Annotated in this window: 18 protein-coding genes; 7 read left to right on the forward strand and 11 right to left on the reverse strand. The window is 45.8% G+C overall.

Features of this window, described 5'->3' with window-relative positions; genetic code table 11:
- Window positions 1-100: 100 nt before the first annotated feature.
- Both L3V27_RS07660 and L3V27_RS07665 read left to right on the forward strand, forming a co-directional pair.
- Window positions 101-691 (forward strand): TetR/AcrR family transcriptional regulator, encoded by a 591-nt coding sequence (locus tag L3V27_RS07660; protein ID WP_005392013.1) that lies wholly within the window; start codon window positions 101-103, stop codon window positions 689-691.
- A 130-nt stretch (window positions 692-821) separates the two neighbouring features.
- The gene (locus tag L3V27_RS07665) at window positions 822-1,679 is read left to right on the forward strand and encodes an alpha/beta hydrolase (RefSeq protein WP_005392011.1); all 858 of its coding nucleotides are present in this window, start codon (window positions 822-824) and stop codon (window positions 1,677-1,679) included.
- 174 nt (window positions 1,680-1,853) lie between these two features.
- On the opposite strand, the gene L3V27_RS07670 is transcribed toward L3V27_RS07665, so the two are convergent.
- Both L3V27_RS07670 and L3V27_RS07675 read right to left on the reverse strand, forming a co-directional pair.
- On the reverse strand, window positions 1,854-4,400 hold the full coding sequence (locus L3V27_RS07670; protein WP_237311500.1) for a glycosyl hydrolase family 18 protein: 2,547 nt from the start codon (window positions 4,398-4,400) through the stop codon (window positions 1,854-1,856).
- Between the two features lie 369 nt (window positions 4,401-4,769).
- The gene (locus L3V27_RS07675) at window positions 4,770-5,273 is read right to left on the reverse strand and encodes a DUF2850 domain-containing protein (RefSeq protein WP_104972159.1); all 504 of its coding nucleotides are present in this window, start codon (window positions 5,271-5,273) and stop codon (window positions 4,770-4,772) included.
- A gap of 325 nt (window positions 5,274-5,598) precedes the next feature.
- Here L3V27_RS07675 and L3V27_RS07680 point away from each other — a divergent pair, with 325 nt between their 5' ends.
- On the forward strand, window positions 5,599-5,883 hold the full coding sequence (locus L3V27_RS07680; RefSeq protein WP_005392006.1) for a pyrimidine/purine nucleoside phosphorylase: 285 nt from the start codon (window positions 5,599-5,601) through the stop codon (window positions 5,881-5,883).
- A 131-nt stretch (window positions 5,884-6,014) separates the two neighbouring features.
- The gene (locus L3V27_RS07685; RefSeq protein ID WP_005392005.1) at window positions 6,015-6,296 is read left to right on the forward strand and encodes a hypothetical protein; all 282 of its coding nucleotides are present in this window, start codon (window positions 6,015-6,017) and stop codon (window positions 6,294-6,296) included.
- A 3-nt stretch (window positions 6,297-6,299) separates the two neighbouring features.
- Here the strand turns inward: L3V27_RS07685 and L3V27_RS07690 are convergent, their stop codons facing one another.
- A complete protein-coding gene (locus L3V27_RS07690) occupies window positions 6,300-7,448 on the reverse strand; it encodes a GGDEF domain-containing protein (RefSeq protein WP_237311501.1) in 1,149 nt (382 codons plus the stop codon).
- Window positions 7,449-7,981: 533 nt separating this feature from the next.
- Between L3V27_RS07690 and L3V27_RS07695 the strand changes: the two genes are divergently transcribed.
- Window positions 7,982-9,322: an MATE family efflux transporter gene (locus tag L3V27_RS07695; RefSeq protein ID WP_237311502.1), complete on the forward strand. Its 1,341-nt coding sequence runs from the start codon at window positions 7,982-7,984 to the stop codon at window positions 9,320-9,322.
- A gap of 97 nt (window positions 9,323-9,419) precedes the next feature.
- Here the strand turns inward: L3V27_RS07695 and L3V27_RS07700 are convergent, their stop codons facing one another.
- The 3 genes from L3V27_RS07700 to L3V27_RS07710 form a co-directional block, all read right to left on the reverse strand.
- Complete coding sequence (locus L3V27_RS07700) at window positions 9,420-11,099, reverse strand: pseudouridine synthase (RefSeq protein WP_237311503.1); 1,680 nt, start codon at window positions 11,097-11,099, stop codon at window positions 9,420-9,422.
- Window positions 11,100-11,216: 117 nt separating this feature from the next.
- Window positions 11,217-11,837, reverse strand: a complete 621-nt coding sequence (locus L3V27_RS07705) for a DsbA family protein (RefSeq protein ID WP_167427145.1) — start codon at window positions 11,835-11,837, stop codon at window positions 11,217-11,219.
- Window positions 11,831-12,697, reverse strand: coding sequence for an MBL fold metallo-hydrolase (locus L3V27_RS07710; protein WP_237311504.1), 867 nt, complete (start codon window positions 12,695-12,697; stop codon window positions 11,831-11,833). The genes L3V27_RS07705 and L3V27_RS07710 overlap by 7 nt, the downstream gene beginning before the upstream one ends.
- Window positions 12,698-12,823: 126 nt before the next feature.
- Between L3V27_RS07710 and L3V27_RS07715 the strand changes: the two genes are divergently transcribed.
- Window positions 12,824-13,711 carry a LysR family transcriptional regulator gene (locus tag L3V27_RS07715; RefSeq protein WP_167427147.1) on the forward strand — a complete coding sequence of 296 codons (888 nt, stop codon included), beginning with the start codon at window positions 12,824-12,826 and terminating at the stop codon, window positions 13,709-13,711.
- A gap of 95 nt (window positions 13,712-13,806) precedes the next feature.
- The gene (locus L3V27_RS07720; protein ID WP_046875603.1) at window positions 13,807-14,610 is read left to right on the forward strand and encodes a Cof-type HAD-IIB family hydrolase; all 804 of its coding nucleotides are present in this window, start codon (window positions 13,807-13,809) and stop codon (window positions 14,608-14,610) included.
- Window positions 14,611-14,720: 110 nt separating this feature from the next.
- On the opposite strand, the gene L3V27_RS07725 is transcribed toward L3V27_RS07720, so the two are convergent.
- From L3V27_RS07725 to L3V27_RS07745, 5 genes are all read right to left on the reverse strand, one after another.
- Complete coding sequence (locus L3V27_RS07725) at window positions 14,721-15,110, reverse strand: hypothetical protein (protein WP_237311505.1); 390 nt, start codon at window positions 15,108-15,110, stop codon at window positions 14,721-14,723.
- 24 nt (window positions 15,111-15,134) lie between these two features.
- A complete protein-coding gene (locus tag L3V27_RS07730; protein ID WP_053809126.1) occupies window positions 15,135-16,232 on the reverse strand; it encodes a GGDEF domain-containing protein in 1,098 nt (365 codons plus the stop codon).
- 5 nt (window positions 16,233-16,237) lie between these two features.
- Window positions 16,238-16,693 (reverse strand): hypothetical protein, encoded by a 456-nt coding sequence (locus tag L3V27_RS07735; protein ID WP_005391987.1) that lies wholly within the window; start codon window positions 16,691-16,693, stop codon window positions 16,238-16,240.
- A 452-nt stretch (window positions 16,694-17,145) separates the two neighbouring features.
- The gene (fghA, locus tag L3V27_RS07740; protein ID WP_046875601.1) at window positions 17,146-17,985 is read right to left on the reverse strand and encodes an S-formylglutathione hydrolase; all 840 of its coding nucleotides are present in this window, start codon (window positions 17,983-17,985) and stop codon (window positions 17,146-17,148) included.
- Between the two features lie 61 nt (window positions 17,986-18,046).
- Window positions 18,047-19,195, reverse strand: a complete 1,149-nt coding sequence (locus L3V27_RS07745; protein WP_005391984.1) for an S-(hydroxymethyl)glutathione dehydrogenase/class III alcohol dehydrogenase — start codon at window positions 19,193-19,195, stop codon at window positions 18,047-18,049.
- Window positions 19,196-19,452 lie beyond the last annotated feature (257 nt).

The following is a 19,452-nucleotide window of genomic DNA, read 5'->3' on the forward strand; positions in this document are numbered from 1 at the left end:
AACTCAATACGTGATTAGCGAGTCGAAAATGACACTAATGTATGGTTAGACCAGTTAACTCTAGATTGCAAAAAAGAACGATCGTGCTAAAAATAAGATTATGCAAAAAGGAAAAGTGACAAAAGAGTTTATTCTGCAACGGGCTTTTGAGATCGCCAGCGAAGACGGATTAGAAAGTCTTACGATTGGTGAGTTAGCCAAGCAATGCGGTATGTCGAAAAGTGGTCTGTTTGCTCACTTCAATTCGAAGTTGAATTTACAACTATCGGTATTGGAGCACGCCAATAAAGTGTTCGCTGCTCGGGTTATTGAGCCTGTTCGTGAAGCAGGGGATGGCAATATCGAACGTAAAATTCGAGGGTTGCTCGACTCTTGGATGACTTGGAACCACGCATTTCAAGGAAGTTGTATGTTTCTAGACGCTTGGAATGACACTGCAGATAAAGATTGCCCGCTTCAGGCCGGACTGCGTAAATCCATAGACACTTGGCTGAGCTATTTGGAGATCCAAATAACGAAAGGCAAAGAGAAGCAAGAATTTGCAGCAGACTTAGATACACGCCAAGCAACGTTTGATTTATACGGTCTTTATTTGAGTGCGCATGTTTTTTACTCAATTAAAGGTGAGGAAGAAAGCTTGCGCCTGTTTTGGCAAGGGATCGACAACTTATTTTCTCGCTGGAAAGGCTGATACCAGTTATTCGCTTTCCAGATTTGTAGACATAAAATCATAAAGAGCGGCTGAGTTCGCTCTTTCTTATCAGTATAAAAAGCACGACCGTTCTATTTTTTGTGCGAAGCTGATAGTTAAGGACATAATCATGAGTGAAAAAATTTACTTTAATACATCGCAACGTTTCAGTATTAAGCGCAGTTTGGTGAACATCAGTACGCGTTTACACCATACGCTGGCCCCTTCCCATGCAAAGAATACCGCGCGTAAGTTGCTCCTGACACCTGCTCGCACAGCACCTAAAAACACCGAACCTCAAGGACTTGCCAAAGGTGAAATTAAAGGGCATGCAGGCATTATCAAAACCTACACTTTGGGCTCTGGACCTATTTGGGTGTTAACTCATGGTTGGTCTGGTACCGCAAGTCAGTTTTATCCGTTGATGGAACATATTGCGTCGAAAGGTTTCACCGCTTTGGCATACGATCATCCAGCACATGGTGAGAGTGAAGGGCAGTATGGGCACATTCCGGGTTTTGTCAAAGGGTTAGAAGATGTGTTAGATACGGTAGACGATATTGTTGGTCTAGTTGGGCACAGCATGGGCACCGCTTCTGCTCTTGAGTGCAGACATAGCAAATTAGAAAACAAGCCTTTACTGCTTATTGCACCGGTATTGAATTACGTAGAGAACCTATTCGGTAGCATTGCGCGTTCAGGTTATTCGATGAAGCTTTTTAATGCCGTAGTTTCTGAAGTTGAAGATCAATTTGGTTACCCATTACAGTCAATTGATCCGCTAAAGCGTTTGGCTGAGCGCTCGTCTCCAGCCATCATTGTTCATGATGAGCAGGATAAGTTCACTAAGTACAGTATTTCTGCACAAGCCGCTGAAGAGATTGAAAATGTTGAGTTAGTGACAACGCAAGGTCAAGGCCATGGCCGAGTGATGAAGTGTGCACAAGTCTTCAGTAGTTTTGACCGTTTACTCGATCGTTCTTGGTAATCTTCATGCTTGCTAATTGGCTCGGTCCGTTTTGGGCTAATTCGATTTGAAATCAATACCTCGGATTGTTTTTCGTCTATGGTATCTCTTTTCTCGTTATGAGATAAAAACAAAAAAGGACAGCCGAAGCTGTCCTTTGATCGTTAACTTTACAGAAAGTCTGCAAGGTTGGGCTTAGTTACAGTTAGCCACGCCAACTTCTTTCCAAACGCCCCATTCGCCAGATTGGCTAGGATCGTCACCCTGAGTCCACCATTTCGCTTCCCAAGTTTTACCTGCATGAGTGACTTGGTTGCCGCCTGTGTACACTGCGCTTGCATCCCATGCGTTGTCACAGGTACCAGGGTTTGGGTCGGTTGTATGCTGTGCAACAACAACAGTTGCGCTTGCCGTTGAAGACGCTTTGCCGTCGCTCACACTTACGGTAAAGCTTAGGCTAGTGTCTTGCGGGTATTCAGCAGCAGTGAACGTGACTTTAGAACCTTCAACCGTTGCGTTCAAACCTTGAGGAAGCGTCCAGTTGAAAGTAAGAGTATCGTTGTCTGCATCGCTAGAGGCTGACGCATCTACAACCACAACGTCACCAGCGTTTGCTGTTGCTGGAGCAACAACTTGCGCTACTGGCGCATTGTTCGCTGGGTCAACCACACCTGCTGGCTTCACAGTTACTACAACAAGGTCAGATGCCGTTGCACTTTCGTTGTCAGTCACTGTCAGCTTGAAAGTTAATTGCTCCTCAACGGTAACTTCTGCTGCATCAAAGCTTGCTTTCGCAGTGTTGGCGCCTGCTAGTACCACTGCAGTACCAGAGACTTGCTCCCAAGCGTAGCTTGCGATAGTGCCGTCAGAGTCTTTCGATAGGCTGCCATCTAGAACCACACTTGCAGGGCCAGTTACAGATTGATCTGCGCCAGCAGCTGCGGTTGGTTTACGGTTTGGTTGAGGAACTACACCGCCAGCCATACCTTCGTGCATTGCGTTGAGAATGTCACCATTATCCGCGTCGATTTCCCAAGAGAATAGACCCGCAAGACCTAGAGACTTAGCGTAGCTACCTTTTGCTAGCACTGAGCGGTGGTCATCAAATGTGATCAACTCGCCCGTAGTGCGGTTCCATACCCATGGTGCTTCTGCTTGTGCATCATAGCCGTACTCGAAGCCGTTAATGCCAGTGTTGTTTGCACCTAGCATGAATGACTTAATGCCTTTGTAGTCAATTACGCCATCTTCCCAAACACCTTGCGCTGTACTGCCCTTCAGTTTACCTGTAGCAGTACCTGTCATTGGGTCATTTGGATCGGTTAGCGTATCTGGAGTTACGCCTTCCCAGCCACGACCGTACATTGCTGTACCAAGTACTAGCTTGTTCGCAGGAACGCCTTGAGCAAGAAGAAGCTGGATGCCGTTATCTGCTGTGTAAGCAGGACCTTTGTACGGTTCGCCGTTCTCATCTACGCCACTACCGTCACACTGACCAGGGCGCATGAATGAACCACAGTAAAGCGCAGTTTGGTGACCAGGAACGTTGTTCCAACCGCCATAGAAGTCGTAAGTCATCGCGAAGATGTAGTCCATGTATTGAACCGCATCTGCATAGTCTACGTCTTCAATCTTGTCGTAACCGACACCGATAGCTGACGTTAGCTCGTAAGTACGGCCTGTCTCAGCTTCTAATTCATCAAGCATTACGCGCAATTCGCGCATCAGTGCGATGTAAGCTGGGCCATCGTTTACAGGGTCGCCCTTATCCGCGGCTGCACCGCCACCACCAGGGAATTCCCAGTCGATATCAACACCGTCGTAGAATTTCCAAGTTTTCAGGAACTTCTTAACCGATGCGACGAATGTGTCTCGGTTTTTCTTGTCCACGAAATCGAAGAATGGGTCAGACAGCGTCCAGCCACCGATAGATGGGATGATTTTTAGATCAGGGTTACGTTGTTTCAATGCCATTAGCATTGCGTAGTTACCCTTGATAGGTGTGCTGTATTCATGACCAGCTTGTGGGAAGCTCTTCTGATAAGCGGCCCAAGGGTCGTGGATCACGACTTCGTAGTCAGGCACGCCTGTACAAGCGGTTTGTAGTGCATTGAAACTGTTGCCGCCAACAGACTTCACAGACTCATTTGGGCCACAAATTGGGATAAAACCGTAAAGGATGTGAGTCAAGTTGTCGACTGGCATGTTATCGACCGTGTAGTCACGACCATAGATGCCCCACTCAACAAAATACGTACCCATCACGACGCTTGGATCGGTATTGTACGTTTTGTTGTTTGGATCAACGTTCATCGTCAGTGGCTTCAAGTGAGAACCATCGGTATCTGCAATCGTGATTTCAGCTGGTGCGCTTTTCGCACAACCTGTCGCATCACATGCCTCGATTTCCATTTGGTATAGGCCGCCCTGACCATATTCAAATGTCGCTGTTGTTTGGCTACCAGTGATTGGGCCGGTTGCTACTTTTGCACCATCAAAATAGACGTTGTAAGTATCACCTGGCGTGCCACTCCACTGGTTAAACTTAACAGTGATCTTCGCTTGCTCATGGTATTTCACCATGTCGTAGTAGCCTGACGTGGTTTCCATCGCGAGTTCAATTTTAGAAAACTGAAGGTTGTTGGAACCGTACATATCGATACTTGGTGCGGTTGGAGCCGCAACTGCAGCACCTGATAGTGCTAAAGCAACGCCAGCTGCACATAGGTTAAATCGAATCATAACTTCTCTCTCAATCCTTGGATTCATGTTCTACCTAGAACATAGGCTGCTCTTGCACCAGATAAGATGATTGGATTTACTCCATGTGCAAAAGCATCACACTCAGCATTTCAGAGAGTTTTTTTTCGTCAAAAAAAATTAAGACGGTTTTCGAGGCACTTGAGAGAACTTAACTAAAACTCGCACTCTGTTACACAGAAAGTGTCAGACTGAGTCAATAATTTATAAAATCTCAGCAGAAACTAAAATTATTGTTTACTCAGTATCGGGTGGGATAAATGCGATGAATACCTTATTTCATTGTTTATTAAGGTTTTGTTTCATCGAAGTAGAAAGAGAATTGAAAGGAGAAATAGCCGTGAAGACGTGCTAGTCACGGCTAAAATGTTCACTTAATGCAGCGCGACGTTTTGAAGCCGCTCCGGTTTCTGAGCCTTGAACGGTATGCTCAAATCCCTTACGGATGAATCGTTGGTCTGGAATAAGAGGCTCAATACGGCGAATCTGAGGTGAAAGGTGAGAGCCCGAGATCTGGTACGCGGTTTTTCCTAATCCGGTGTTCAACGTGATGACCTTTCCATCGAATTCAAATTCTGTCGTGATGAGTCGATGGTTTCGATATACCCCATCCTCCGTGAAAGTCAGACGTTCTGTTTGGTAGGGTGGCGCGCCGATCTCAATCCACTCGCCGTAGACTTTTTCCGGGTCAATATGGTCTTGATAGGATAGGTGGATTTGATAGCTGAAAAACGTCAAAAGACCCACCCCAAAAACGGCAAATGTGCTTTTGAGGACTTTGGATTGGTGGCGAGCCCAAAATGAAAGTTTTGGTTCCTGTCTTGTTTTCCGCCTTCGGCGAGCTGAGTCCGTCATTGGTCTACTTTTCTTCCCTTTTTTAATATGGTGGAAACCTTCCTTCTCAAAAACAAACAATCCCGCGATTAAGACTAAGAAATTATGATCTAATGTCCACTTTTACATTCAGATACACTCTTATTGATGATTTTATTGATTGCTGGCGTTAACTAATTCACCGACTTTATCTCACTAATTACGTCGTCTGGTTAAGCCTAGAAAAAGGTGGCCTCGCTCAGTAGCAAAGGATGTGCTTTATAACATTGAGCTTAATGACTTTCAGAGCTTGAGTAACAGGAAGAAACAAGGTAAAAAGAGCTGACTTTTGATAAGGAAACCAATAATGAGTATTAAGGAAAATAGCTATTTTGCAGGTAGTGTAAAATCACTAGGCTTTAACCAGAATGATCAGGACGTTAGCGTTGGTGTAATGCTTCCTGGTGAATACACGTTCGGCACTCAAGCGCCTGAGCGTATGACGGTTGTAAAAGGTGCACTTGTGGTCAAGCGTGTCGGCGAGAGTGATTGGACGACTTACCAAAGTGGTGAGTTTTTTGAAGTGGAAGGGAACTCTTCGTTTGAGCTTCAAGTGAAAGACGCGACTGCGTATTTATGTGAGTACTTCTAAAGCGTCCTTTTTGCCTGTAATAAAGCCACCTTCGGGTGGTTTTTTCGTCTATGTCCTTCACTTATAACGCATCTTTTGGTTATTTGGGTATATACTTAATAAAAATGTACCCATCGACCAGGGAGGAAGTGATGGCAGTACAACGCAAGCATTCTGATCTCCCTCCTCGTTACGAGGACAAAGATCTCACCAATGAGCAAAGACATCGTTTTACCGAGGTCGCCAATGCAGCCCATAAGAGACGTGAATTCTATCGACGTGCTCTAGGGAAAGGCTTAATGGGCAAAGTGAAGGACCGTGCGTTTAAAGGCCAATTCAGTCGCCAGCAAGATAAGCCGAGCAGAGTGTTGCAAGCTGTGTGGCTAATCGTATTTCTGGTGCTGGGGCTATGGGTGATGCATGTATTCGCTTAACCGTTAGCAAGCTTCTGACACAGCCGGTGTTTCAGAGGCTGACTTCTCTTCGGTATTGCAGTGCTCGTAATACGCGTATTGGTTTTTCCCTGTGTGTTTAGCCGCATACATTGCTTTATCTGCGCACCGAGTCAATTCAGATAAATCCTTCGCATCTTGTTTGTAGATAGCAGCGCCCACACTCATCGTTAACTCGTTAATCATATCGTAGCTTCGGTAGCCTTTTGGGAATAGATTCACAATACGCTTCAAAATGCTGTCGAGGTCATTTTTACTGTTTATGTCGTAGAGCATGAGCACAAACTCGTCGCCCGCAAATCGAGCGATGGAGTAGTCGTGTTTGTCGGTTTTTCTGTCTTTATGGCGAACATTGTTTTTTAATCGAGTTGCAAAGGCTTGAAGCACTTGGTCACCAATATCGTGTCCGTAGGTGTCGTTAATATGTTTGAAGTTATCAATATCTAGGAAGACCAGAGCAGTGATACTGTCATCAGATGAACGGTTGATCTCATCGAGCTTTGCTCGCGCCCAAGTTTCAAAGCTCCAGCGGTTGGCAAGCCCTGTGAGTTGGTCAAAATACGCCAACTCTTCAATCCCTTCACGATAAAGTGTTTGAATGTAGTTGAGGACTTTTGTGTAGTAATACGAGAATGTGTGACACACAAATGCAGTTGCTATCAGGGTCAGCATAAATCGTCGTTCTATGATGTCACTGGCTGTTGGTAGCCGATCTAAAAAAACGACGCCAAAAAAGATCAGTAAGATATAGGTGCCACTAAACAGCAGACCGACTTTAAACTCATTGATCAGCACCAGAGTGGCGACAATAGGGTATAGCCATAGCAGTTTGCCTGAGGGGGCATCGTTATACAGAAGTAGCAATAACCCTTCGAACATCAAAACGGCACTCAGCCATAGGTCGGCATATTGATGATGTCGTTGAACCTTTATCACATAACTGATACCTAAACAGGCTAAGGCACACAGAGCATGGAAAAAGCTTAATCCCCAATTATCCTCAAACAATTGAGCAATGGAGCCATAAGTTAAACATGCCGCGGCGATACTGGAGCATAAAAAGACAATTTTCTTTTTTCTTGTTGAGCGGATATCCGCCATTTCCTCTAAGCGTGCTCCAGCCAATGTCGACATTACGTATCCTTGTTTAATTAACGTGTACGCTTATTCTAGGCGGTATTTTAGCGATGAATAGAACAACAAAGTTTCCAAATGTGATGTCAGTCATTTTTAGTATGGGCCTAGAAGTGTGGTTTGGTGAGAGTGCTCAAAGCGCAACAAAGGCTTATAAAGTTTTCCATGGCGGATCTTTATGGTTTCAGATGGTTCGATTAATAATTCAAAGTAATGCATTTCCACCGCTGTATTTGCAGGATCTATCCTGACTCAACTCTGTTGGGACTAGCATGAACTGCGCCTTCTACCTATTGAGCTCATTGTTCGTCAATCGATGATCTCTAAGTTCCGTCAATGAGTTTTTCGTTGTGAAAAAGCATTAGAAATATTTTTCCGAAACAGAGCGAAATATTGTTGTCGTTGTGACCAATATGCGACTAGAATCCGCGCTAAATCACGACCTCATATCGAGCTTCGTTCGAGTCACTCTTTTTCCAAACTGCTTCACACATTTTGTGAGGCAGTTTTTAGTTGTAGGAAAGGTTACAAACATGCCTAAAAGCCAGAACATCAACCAGCGAATGTCTATTGTGGCGTTAGCTTGGCCGATTCTTGTCGAAATTTTGCTACGGACGGCTTTAGGAACCAGTGACGTGTTCATGCTGAGTGGATACTCAGACAAAGCGGTATCCGCTGTTGGTGTGATCACGCAGATTACCTTTTTCTTAATCATCGTTTCGACTTTTGTCAGCAGCGGAACGGGGATTTTGATTGCCCAATACAATGGCGCAGGGCGCGAGCAAGAGTCTGTGAGCGTCGGCGTTGCAAGTATTGCGCTGTCTGTGATCATCGGTGTGCTATTGAGTGTGATTGCTGTGCTTGGCGCGATATTCCTGCTCCCGTATTACGGTTTGGAGGCGCAAGTCGAGCAATACGCACGTGAATATTTGCTGATCAGCGGAGCGATGACGTTCAACGTCACCATAGGCATAGTCTTTACGACCATTCTGCGTAGCCATGGCTATTCGCGCTCTCCAATGGTGGTGAACTTGATCTCGGGTGTGTTCAACATCATTGGTAACTATATTGCGCTTTACCAGCCATTCGGTTTACCTGTGTATGGTGTGCAAGGTGTAGCAATAGCAACCGTCGTCAGCCAAGTCATCGGTACGTTAATGTTATGGTTTATTCTCGCTCGCAGCAGCATTGAACTACCAATGTCGACCATGAAACAAGTGCCCGCAGAAATTTACAAAAAGATCTTAAAAATCGGCGGTATGAACGCGGGTGAAGTGCTGTCTTACAACGTGGCGCAAATCTGCATTGTGTACTTTGTGGTGCAAATGGGGACGGCATCGTTGGCGGCTTTCACTTATGCACAAAACATTGCCCGTTTCTCGTTTGCTTTCGCGTTGGCAATTGGTCAGGCTGCGCAAATTCAGACTGGTTACTACATCGGCAAAGGTTGGGTGAGCAGCATTTTAAAACGCGTACAAATCTACTTCTTAGTGGGATTTGTGGCATCAACGGCGGCAACCACACTGATTTACCTGTTTAGAGAAGAGATTCTGCGCGTATTTACCGATCAACCAGAAATACTCGCATTGGCAGGCTCGTTAGTCATGGGCTCAATTTTGCTCGAGGCCGGACGTGTGTTTAACCTGATTTTTATCGCGGGGCTCAAAGGCGCGGGTGACATCAAGTTCCCAGTGCAAATGGGGATTTTGAGTATGTGGGGACTAGGCGTGTTTTTCTCCTACATCTTTGGCATCCACATGGGTTATGGCGTTTTAGGGGCTTGGATGGCAATCGCTCTCGATGAATGGGTGCGTGGTATCATCATGGCAAGGCGTTGGCGCTCTCAGGTGTGGACCAAGTTTAAGGTGAGCTAACGGTTTTCGGTATCGCGCATCACGCTTATTCTGTTGTTAGAAACCCAAAAAGGCACTGTTAGTCAGTGCCTTTTTGTTATTTAAAATCTGGAAGAAGTTAGAACTCGCACTCAGCTCTGAACACCATGCGCTCTTTGCTGTATGGATGATCCAGCTCTAGCATCTCAGCATGCAGGTGTAAGCGATTCGCTTTTTCGCCGTATAAACCATCACCAACCATCGGCATGTTTAACCCCATGTGATGAGCACTGTGTACACGTAGTTGGTGAGTTCGCCCGGTTTTCGGATACATGTATACCTTGCTGCGTCCATCTTTGACTTCAATCAGTTGCCAGTAGGTTTCTGCATGTTTACCGTGTTCAAAACACACCAGTTGACGTGGGCGGTCGTCGGGGTCACCACGCATTGGCAGTGAGATTTCCCCTTCAGGCTCGTTTAATACGCCTTCGAGCAGTGCCATATAACGTTTTTGTACGTCGCGAGCCATAAACTGTTTTTGCAGACTTTTGTTCGCGCGCTTGGTTAAGGCAAACACCAAAATGCCAGAGGTCGCCATGTCGAGGCGATGAATCACAAACGGCCCTTCCACATCAGGGTACATCGCTTGTAGGCGCGTATAAGCAGAGTCCTTGATAGTTTTACCAGGCACTGAAAGTAAGCCCGAGGGCTTGTTGACGACGACCATAGCGTCGTCTTGGTAGATTATCTCCAGCTCTTTGTCTTCTGCCCAATTCTCCGCTAATGGGTTGGGTTCGACGTCCAGCCCTTGCATCATATGGCCTAAAATCGGCTGACATTTGCTGTTGCACGATGGGTAGAATTTTTTGTGTTGGCGAACTTCAGACTTTGGCGACACACCCCACCAAAATTCTGCCAGCGCCAGCGGTTTGAATCCGTGTTTAAACGCGTATTGAAGCAGTTTTGGCGCAGCACATTCCCCCGCACCTGCTGGTGGGATTGGGTTTGTGGTGTCCGCAAAAATGTCCACCAAGTCGCGTGCTTCGCCATGGTTGTTTAGGAAGCGGTATTGTTTATGCAATTTGTGCTGCAAAGCGTTGGAGAGCGTTTTGCGCTGCTCTTTCAGATGAGCAAGTTGCTGCTCTAACTCGGCCAAGCGAGCTTCTTTGATTGCAAGCTTTTCATCCCACGCTTGCTTTAAGTATTTGAGAACGTTTTTCTCGGCGACACTTTGCTTACCCAACTCATCCAACAAGATTTTGAGGTCATCGGCATTGAGCGTTTGCTCGCCCTGTTGGCGCTGTTGTTTGCGTGCGGCGCGGCCGTCAATCATCACTTGGCGCTGTGTTTGCTCCTCTTGCTGATAAGCGGCTCGGTCGGCTTGGATTTGCGCTTTAAGCTCCGCCAATTCCGGATTCGCGGCACAGGTTTTGTACTCCGCATTGGCGGCGTTGATGGCATCCGTTTCTGCACGGAAGAAGCCTTCATCGGTCAGCATGTCGTACACAGGAGGGACAAATCCTGGAATCAAGTTTTGGTCAGCTATTTTGCCAGAAAACGCACTTAAAAAGCCGAGCTCGCCTTGAGAGCTTTCTACTAGTAATACGCCAAACATTTTGCCTCGTCCCGTTTCTTCATTAACCAAACCAAAATCGTGTTCGAAGTCGGTTTGCGCTAATAAGTGCTGTTGCAATTGCTTTGCAGCCATAACGCAAAGAGGATGCGGCGTGTAGTAGAACGGAAACGTAAACTGCGTTGGTAATTCATAGTCAGAAGTATCAGCAGTAAAACGAGTAAAACAATGTTCAGGCGAGTGCATGGTGGGTATCCGCGCGAGTAAAAAATCGAGCGAGGATTGTACCTGTTTGAGTCAGGATTGCCATGTCGGTGTTGGCACTCGCTCTTGGATTAAGAACAAGAGCGAGTGGGGAAGAGCTTATTGCAGTTTTTGTAATGCCAGCTTCCACTGTGCCGGTTTGTCGTAGTAGGCCGAGTGCGGCAAGGTCAGGTACTCGCCATTTACTTCTGCAATCAGGGTTGGATAACCACCAACGTGTAACTGGCGCATCAACTGTCGGCTAGAGCGAATTTTCTCATCTAGATCGGCTTCGCTTAACGTCATGTTTTGCTCCCACACATCGTTTGCTAAACCTAGCGATTCTGCAATGGCTTTGAGCGTCGATGCTTCATTCACTTTTAACCCGAGCTGATAATGCGCGGATTGGATGGCCTTTAGCATGTGCCATGGATTCCGCCCCATTTTCTCCGCACTCAAGATCGCTTGTGTTGGTAGATAAGAATCAAGAACAAACGCATCTTCGCTTTTCACGCGTTGTAAATAGGCCTCACCAAACGTTGCTCCCGTTTCGGTTGCGATACGAGTGTCACTGTTGATGATGTGCTGACGAAATTCAGGCTCAATCGCGCGTTTCTCGATCATGCCGCCGGGATGAAGCACTACCTTAAATTGAGAGTTGTCCATCAAGGCTTCGATGAGTGGTGATGCCCCGTAGCACCAACCACACATGGGATCGAAGAAGTAATGCACGGTTACCATGACATTTCACCAGTATGCACTTTTGCACCGATTTCTAGCGCGATTGGCAATTGAGCTTCTGGGTATTTCGCTGACATGGTGTCAATGAGTAGAGCGCTGTTATTGCTGTGTTTTTTCGCTTGCTGAAAATCCTGCAAGTATTGTTGCGAGTAGCGAATGGTGTCTGCGTTCAGCTTTGTGCCTGCTTTCATGTGACCAGGAATGACCACTTGAGGTTTAAGCGCAAGCATCTCGCTAAGCTGCTGCTCCCAAGCATTGATGGCGGTTTGGTCAGCGGCATCGGCCATCCATAAATGCACGTTTGAGTACACGGCTACGTTACCCAGAATCGCTTTGTTATCTGGAATCCATAGGTAAGGGCGGTGTGCTGATGTGCCATGGTTACCACGGATTTCAATCTTATGGCCTTCTAGCTCTAATGATGCTTTGTCGTACGCGACAGGGATCACTGGTTTTACCGGTGCGTTTGCGCCAAGTTTTGGTCCCCAGTACGCCAGCTTTCCAGCCAACTTCTCTTTAATAATTTTTTGAACCGCTGGCGTTGTGATGATCTGCGCATCAGGGAACTGTTGGTGTAAGGCCTCTGCGCCAAAGTAGTAATCTGGGTCGGCTTGGCTGATGAAAATGGTTTTAAGCGTTTTGCCTGAGTCCAACACTTTGGCGGCAATGCGCATCGCGTCAGCTTTGGTGAAGCCAGTGTCGATGACCATGGCATCAGTCTTACCGTATACCAAGGTTGAGTTAACGTGGAAGCTGTTACCGTCGGCGTTGTAAACCTCAAGAGTAAGGGGAGAGTGGTTTGCCGCTAGGACAGGGCTTGCCATTAAAATGGATGTAGCAATCAAAGTGAATTTTTTCATAATAAGCTCCTAAAGAATTTGGGGCCAAGCGACGATGGCTTGGGAACGGGAGCTATATTAGGAAATTGATACGCTCGGAAAAATACACAATAATGTGCATCACTATTTCTTATTTCGAGCAAATATATGGACAGAGTAACGGCAGCAAAAGTATTTGTGGATGTGGTGTATTCTGGCAGTTTTACCGCGACCGCCGAGCGGTTAGACATGTCTCGGCCAATGGTGACTCGTTATGTAGAGGCGATGGAGAACTGGCTACAAACTCGTTTGTTGCACCGCACCACGCGCAAGGTGTCCCTCACCACCGCAGGGGAACGCAGCTTGCCTCAGATTGAGCGCTGGTTAAAACAGGCCGATACGTTGACGTCAAACATTGCCGTTGATGGTGAGCTGTCCGGAAAAATCCGTCTCGCGTCTAGCACTTCATTTGGGTTCTCACAGTTGATCCCAGCAGTAAACAGTTTTATGCAAAAGCACCCCAAAGTGCATATCGACATTGATCTGCAAGATTCAGTGAGTGATCTAACCGAGCAACGCATCGATCTAGCGATCCGAATTGCGTCAGATCCCGATCCTTCTTTGATTGGTAAGCCGATTGCGGTGTGTGAATCGGTGTTGGTGGCATCACCGCAATACTTGCAAACTCATCGCGCGATCGCGCATCCGCGAGATTTATCTTCACACGACTGTTTGGGTTACAAAAACTTTGAGCGTCACGTGTGGCATTTGTCTCAGGGCGACCAGTTCGAATCGGTGGGAATTGAGTGTAGCCTAACCAGCAATGAGGCCACGGCGTTATTGCATGGCGCTTTGCAAGGCATGGGTATTTCGATGCTGCCAACCTATTTGAGCAATATCTATCTGCAATCGGGTCAGCTTGAGTCGGTGTTGCCGGATTGGAAGCCAAATGATCTCAACATTTACGCGCTGTATTCATCGCGTAAACACTTGTCTCCTGCGGTGAGAGCGTTCATCGATCACAGTGAAGATTACTTTAAACAGCACCCTTGGTAATCGCGAAAGGCGTCGTCATCCCGACTTGAGATTCATACAAGATCCTGTACCTTACATGGATTCTATTTTCGCAGCGTCATTTAGAGTTTTAGTTAATGTCACAAGTTCGCATCAAATTTATTGCTTCCGATATGGACGGCACTTTGCTTGACCAATACGGTCGTTTGGATCCAGAGTTTTTCGATCTGTTTTTGCAATTGGAAGAGCAAGGTATTTTGTTCTCCGCTGCGTCTGGTCGTCAGTATTACAGCCTGCGTGACACGTTCGCGCCAATCAAAGATCGAGTGTTGTATGTGGCCGAAAACGGCACCTTGGTGATGTACCAAGACAAAGAGCTCTACAGTTGCACCATTCCTAAAGCGGAAGTGGCGGAGATTGTGAAAGCGGCTCGTGAAATTGACGGGGCGAACATCGTATTGTGTGGCAAGCGCTCGGCGTACATCGAAACGCATGATCAGCAATCGCTGGAAGAATTTCAAAAGTACTACCACCGCTGTGAATACGTGCCGGATTTGCTTGAGGTCGAAGACGAGTTTATTAAGGTGGCAATTTGTCACTTTGACGGTTCGGAAGAGCTCCTGTTCCCGACCATGAACGCGAAGTTTGGCGCAACGCATAAAGTTGTGGTGAGCGCAAAAATTTGGCTGGATGTGATGAATGCCGAGGCGTCTAAAGGCGCGGCCATTCAGCACCTTCAAGAGACGATGAATTTTACTCCGGCAGAAACCATGACGTTTGGTGATTACCTCAACGACCTCGAAATGCTGCAAGTCAGTGAGCATTCGTACGCGGTTGCTAACGCGCATGAAGAGATTAAGAAAATCGCTCGTTATTCTGCGCCAAGCAACCAAGAGGCTGGGGTACTAAAAGTGATTAAAGAGAAAGTGTTAGCGAAGTAACGCTCATCCTTTCGATGTTCTTTTCTTGTTAACGTAAAAAGCCCCGCAGTGCATGCGGGGCTTTGTTTTTTTGTGTGTGTGGTGGGAGGGGGTAGTAATGTTCCCGTTTTTTAGCGCACGTACTTAGCGGTTGCGCTGACCAAAAAGTGCTGCAACTTTCCATTCGATTTTGGTACCCACAAGTCGTTGTGGTATTGGTAGATACGGCCATTGACGGTCACAGACAAGGTGTTATCACCCGTTTGTTCCATGCGAATAAACTGATCCGAAGTGACCAAAAACGGCTCTTGTTCTTCAATGCGCTGTCCCGTTGCCAATACGAAGTAGCCGAATCGGTTGCCAGCATCCGGATCGGTTGAGTAGATTCGATGCCCAACGAGGCTGTAGTCGTCGTTGAGTGCCTGCTCAAGCGTTTTTTGCCCGATGGTTTCGTGCGATGGAATAAATACCCAAGCCAACACACCTGCCGCAATGACTGCTAGTAGAAGCAGTACTTGCATGAACTTTCTCATCATAAATACCGTTTAACGTTGAAATTTCATTTTGTACATGCGCTTATCCGCTATGCTGATAAGAAAGTCAACATTGTTACTGTCTTTTGGGTATTGCGCTAAGCCCATGCTGGTTGATAGTGTTGCGACGTTGTCGGAGTTTAGTATTGGCGCATCAAATACCGCATTGATATGCTCACGAACGCCTTCTTCATCAACATGCTCCCCTTCGAGGATGACGGCGAACTCATCGCCTCCCATGCGATAGACGGTAAAATCATTCAACGCCATAGATTTAAGCCGTCTAGCAATTTCACGCAGTACGGTGTCTCCCACTTGATGACCGTGTGTATCGTTGACACTTTTAAAACCATTTAAATCTAAAATCCACAGAGAAAAAGGCCTTTTCTCTTGAGTGAGCTCATTCAGGTTGATAAATAGTGCATTGCGATTTCCAAGATGAGTCAGTGGGTCGCTGAGCGCCAGTTTTCTATGGAAATGGGATTCACGATAAAAGAAATAAGTCAGAGACAGGATCGACAAAACGAACGTAGCAAACAGCATATACTGCGCTTGCATTAACCGTTGCGTTTCTCCTTTCTGAGCCTCATAGACTTTGCTGCTTAGGCGAAAGTTCTGATTAACGAAATCGACCAAGCTTAAGTACAGTGTTTGAGTGGATCGATAAAATTGAGCCGCAGCTTGGCTATCGCCAGTTCTTGCTTCAACTAATTGCGCTTCCAGACCCTGAAATTCCTCAAAAAGATCAATGAAATACTGATGCATATTATTTCGAGAGAAAAAAGTGTAGGCTTCATTACTACTAATTAATAAATCGAATCTACTCCAGGCCAATTCATATTGCAGCTCTGCACCTTCGATATTTAATACATTTTCATCGACTCGTCTCGCTTCTCCGACAAGTTCCGAAAGCTCTTTAGAGAGTTGGAATAAAAACCAGGTTGCTTGTTTTTGCTCATTATTAAAGTTTTGTGACAGTGCGCGTGTCTGCTGCAGAAGCAATACATTTGCGAGAAGCAAAGAAGTGGCAAACACCACAAGCAACATTTTACTGGTTGTCGAGTATTGTGGTGCTCTCTGCTTTTGAGGGGTGGGTTCTGATAACTTCATTCTTATTATTTTGCTTTCATCTCATTTACTTGCCAGACCATTTGCGCGTGATATTTATTGTAGTTGAGCTCAGGATAGAGACTAAGAGAGTATATTACCCAAAATGGCCCCTTATTCCTGACTTTTATATAGTGTTGATCTTGTTGGTAAGCCAGTATTGGTTGGTATCTAAGAATGTCTTGTCGAGACAGTGTCGAGTGATAGTCATTCAAGCTACTGACATCAACTTGTTCTGGCACTTTGCCATAGACGTGGGTGAGGAGCGTACTAAGTTTGACCCCAAGAAATTCAGAAGAAGCAGGGATCCAAGGTAGCGTGGTTGTGTAGCTGGTGGTTGGTAAAGATTGAATCTCTTCCAGTTTTAATGTGACACTAGGTTGTTGGCTACTGCTAAATACGATCGTACTTGCAGATAAGAATGGCGCAACAAAAAACAGACCTAGCGCGACTATCTTTTTCATCATATGCCCTTTGAGTTTTATTCTTTTTTGCTGAGCTAGGACAAAGGTGCTAGCGGTACTTTATTTGTAATTGTAATAATAGAGCCAACCGGATGAGATTTTATAATATGTTATGTTTGAAAAGTAACTGTCGGTTTACTGTACGTCAAGGTTATTAAGTGACTTCTTAATTAAAAGGTCAGAAATATGCGCTATTATTTCGCTCTATAACGAATTCGTGTCAGTTCGCAGATTTTTAATGGAAATTAATCCTATTTTCAACCGATGAATTGTATTGTGAATGAGAATTAGAAGGGTTAATGATTGAGGTACAAGCAAATCCGATTTCATCCTTACATTGTTCTCTATCTTTATTCCAATGTTATTTAAGATTGGTATGTTAATACGCACCAAAAATAAAGCCACCTAGGTAGGTGACTTTATTTTTTAATTCATCAAGTTACTTCTATGAATTAGGCAAACAAATACTTCGCATGGAAGTTGAGATGATCGTCAATAAAGCTTGAGATGAAATAATAGCTATGGTCGTAACCAGATTGCATTCTTAAGTTCAGGTTTGAATCATGCACTTTTGCTGCAGCAACCAGCGCTTCTGGCCTAAGTTGCTCGTTAAGGAAGCCATCAGCATCACCTTGATCAACCAAAATAGGAAGTGGTGATGGTTTTTGCTTGAGAAGCTCACTTGCATCGTATTGCTTCCAGCTCTCAATATCTTTGCCTAAGTAAGCAGTAAAGGCTTTTTGTCCCCAAGGGCATTGGACTGGGTTACAGATAGGGCTAAACGCCGATATTGAGCGATATTGTTCTGCGTTTTTCAGACCAATGGTTAATGCTCCGTGACCTCCCATGCTGTGCCCAGAAATGGATTTTACTTCTGAGACAGGGAAATTGCTTTCAATGATCTCTGGTAACTCTTTAGTCACGTAATCGTACATGAAGTAATGCAGTGACCAAGGTGCTTGAGTCGCATTAAGGTAAAAGCCAGCTCCTTTACCCAGGTCATAGTTTTCATCGTCAGCGATACCTTCGCCTCTTGGACTCGTGTCTGGTGCAATGATCGCAATGCCAAGCTCGGCCGCCATACGAAATGCGCCCGCTTTCTGCATAAAGTTTTCATCGGTGCAGGTTAAGCCCGACAACCAGTACAAAGCGGGTACGGGGTTCGATTTAGTGGCATTCGGTGGTAAGAAAATCGCAAAGCGCATCGTGCAGTTTAGGGCTTTGGATTCGTGTGTATATTGTTTGTGCCAACCGCCAAACACTTTGGTTTGGCTTACATTTTCAATGGTCATGAATAAACTCTCTAACAACAGAATGAATTCAGGCTCCCCAAAAGGAGAGCCTGAGGTAGCATTATTGATCCATATGAATAACAGTACGGATGCTCTTACCTTCGTGCATCAGATCAAACGCTTTGTTTACGTCAGCCAATCCCATTGTATGAGTAATGAACTCTTGCAAGCCAAACTCACCAGCCATGTAACGGTTTACGATTTCTGGAAGCTCAGAGCGGCCTTTAACACCACCGAAAGCCGAGCCACGCCATACACGACCAGTTACGAGCTGGAATGGACGAGTTGAGATCTCCTGACCTGCACCCGCAACACCGATGATCACCGACTCACCCCAACCTTTGTGACAACACTCAAGTGCCTGACGCATCACGTTTACGTTACCGATACATTCGAATGAGTAGTCAACACCACCGTCAGTCATTTCAACAATCACTTCTTGGATAGGCTTGTCGAATTTCTGTGGGTTAATCACATCGGTTGCGCCTAGCTGTTTTGCAAGATCGAATTTGCTTTCGTTGATATCGATACCGATGATGCGGCTTGCACCCACCATGCGTGCACCGATGATCGCTGAAAGACCGATGCCACCCAGACCGAATATCGCAACCGTGTCGCCTTTTTCAACTTTTGCCGTATTCATAACTGCGCCCATACCAGTTGTTACGCCACAACCTAACAGACACACTTCTTCAAGTGGTGCATCTTTGTTTACTTTCGCTAGCGAGATTTCAGGGAGTACCGTGTACTCAGAGAAAGTAGAACAACCCATGTAGTGGAAGATGGTTTCACCGTTGATAGAAAAACGACTTGTACCATCGGGCATCAGACCTTTACCTTGTGTTTCACGCACGGCCTGACAAAGGTTGGTTTTGCCCGATTTACAGAACTTACACTCGCCACATTCTGCGGTGTAAAGAGGAATCACGTGGTCGCCAACCTCAACGCTGGTAACGCCTTCGCCAACCATTTCAACAATACCGCCACCTTCGTGACCAAGAATAGAAGGGAAGATGCCTTCTGGATCGTCGCCTGACAGAGTGAACGCATCAGTATGACAAACACCTGTTGCGACGATGCGCACTAGCACTTCACCCGCTTTAGGAAGCTGTACATCCACTTCTTCCATTTTCAGTGGTTCGCCAGCGGCCCATGCAACCATTGCCTTGGATTTGATGTGAGTTTGACCAGGTTTGATTTCAACAGTCATTGGATTTTCCTTTATATTCTCAGTATATGGAGTGACGTAATAAGCGTAGTTAAGGTTTGCTTACTGCGCTGCGTCGTTTTGTTGATATCTATTCTAGGTGTTTCAATAAAAATGATAATCCGTCCATTTTGAAAATGATTTTTACATATACGTAATAATGGTAAGGTAAGCAGATTATAAGAGTGTGATGCCTCCTCAACGCGGAAGGGAAAGCGGAAAAGGCAGTTGACCTGAAGTTAGGTAGAGGGGCTAGAGTA

The organism is Vibrio sp. J2-3(2022), assembly GCF_021725735.1.
Classification (GTDB): domain Bacteria; phylum Pseudomonadota; class Gammaproteobacteria; order Enterobacterales; family Vibrionaceae; genus Vibrio; species Vibrio diabolicus.

Excerpts from the sequence above, each read along its gene's own strand:
- L3V27_RS07670 (WP_237311500.1), bottom strand. The coding sequence starts at position 4,400 with ATGATTCGATTTAACCTATGTGCAGCTGGCGTTGCTTTAGCACTATCA.
- L3V27_RS07730 (WP_053809126.1), bottom strand. The coding sequence starts at position 16,232 with ATGAAGTTATCAGAACCCACCCCTCAAAAGCAGAGAGCACCACAATAC.
- L3V27_RS07705 (WP_167427145.1), bottom strand. The coding sequence starts at position 11,837 with ATGGTAACCGTGCATTACTTCTTCGATCCCATGTGTGGTTGGTGCTAC.
- L3V27_RS07660 (WP_005392013.1), top strand. The coding sequence starts at position 101 with ATGCAAAAAGGAAAAGTGACAAAAGAGTTTATTCTGCAACGGGCTTTT.
- fghA (WP_046875601.1), bottom strand. The coding sequence starts at position 17,985 with ATGACCATTGAAAATGTAAGCCAAACCAAAGTGTTTGGCGGTTGGCAC.
- L3V27_RS07700 (WP_237311503.1), bottom strand. The coding sequence starts at position 11,099 with ATGCACTCGCCTGAACATTGTTTTACTCGTTTTACTGCTGATACTTCT.
- L3V27_RS07680 (WP_005392006.1), top strand. The coding sequence starts at position 5,599 with ATGAGTATTAAGGAAAATAGCTATTTTGCAGGTAGTGTAAAATCACTA.
- L3V27_RS07685 (WP_005392005.1), top strand. The coding sequence starts at position 6,015 with ATGGCAGTACAACGCAAGCATTCTGATCTCCCTCCTCGTTACGAGGAC.
- L3V27_RS07720 (WP_046875603.1), top strand. The coding sequence starts at position 13,807 with ATGTCACAAGTTCGCATCAAATTTATTGCTTCCGATATGGACGGCACT.
- L3V27_RS07675 (WP_104972159.1), bottom strand. The coding sequence starts at position 5,273 with ATGACGGACTCAGCTCGCCGAAGGCGGAAAACAAGACAGGAACCAAAA.
- L3V27_RS07715 (WP_167427147.1), top strand. The coding sequence starts at position 12,824 with ATGGACAGAGTAACGGCAGCAAAAGTATTTGTGGATGTGGTGTATTCT.
- L3V27_RS07735 (WP_005391987.1), bottom strand. The coding sequence starts at position 16,693 with ATGAAAAAGATAGTCGCGCTAGGTCTGTTTTTTGTTGCGCCATTCTTA.
- L3V27_RS07710 (WP_237311504.1), bottom strand. The coding sequence starts at position 12,697 with ATGAAAAAATTCACTTTGATTGCTACATCCATTTTAATGGCAAGCCCT.
- L3V27_RS07665 (WP_005392011.1), top strand. The coding sequence starts at position 822 with ATGAGTGAAAAAATTTACTTTAATACATCGCAACGTTTCAGTATTAAG.
- L3V27_RS07690 (WP_237311501.1), bottom strand. The coding sequence starts at position 7,448 with ATGTCGACATTGGCTGGAGCACGCTTAGAGGAAATGGCGGATATCCGC.
- L3V27_RS07745 (WP_005391984.1), bottom strand. The coding sequence starts at position 19,195 with ATGACTGTTGAAATCAAACCTGGTCAAACTCACATCAAATCCAAGGCA.
- L3V27_RS07695 (WP_237311502.1), top strand. The coding sequence starts at position 7,982 with ATGCCTAAAAGCCAGAACATCAACCAGCGAATGTCTATTGTGGCGTTA.
- L3V27_RS07725 (WP_237311505.1), bottom strand. The coding sequence starts at position 15,110 with ATGCAAGTACTGCTTCTACTAGCAGTCATTGCGGCAGGTGTGTTGGCT.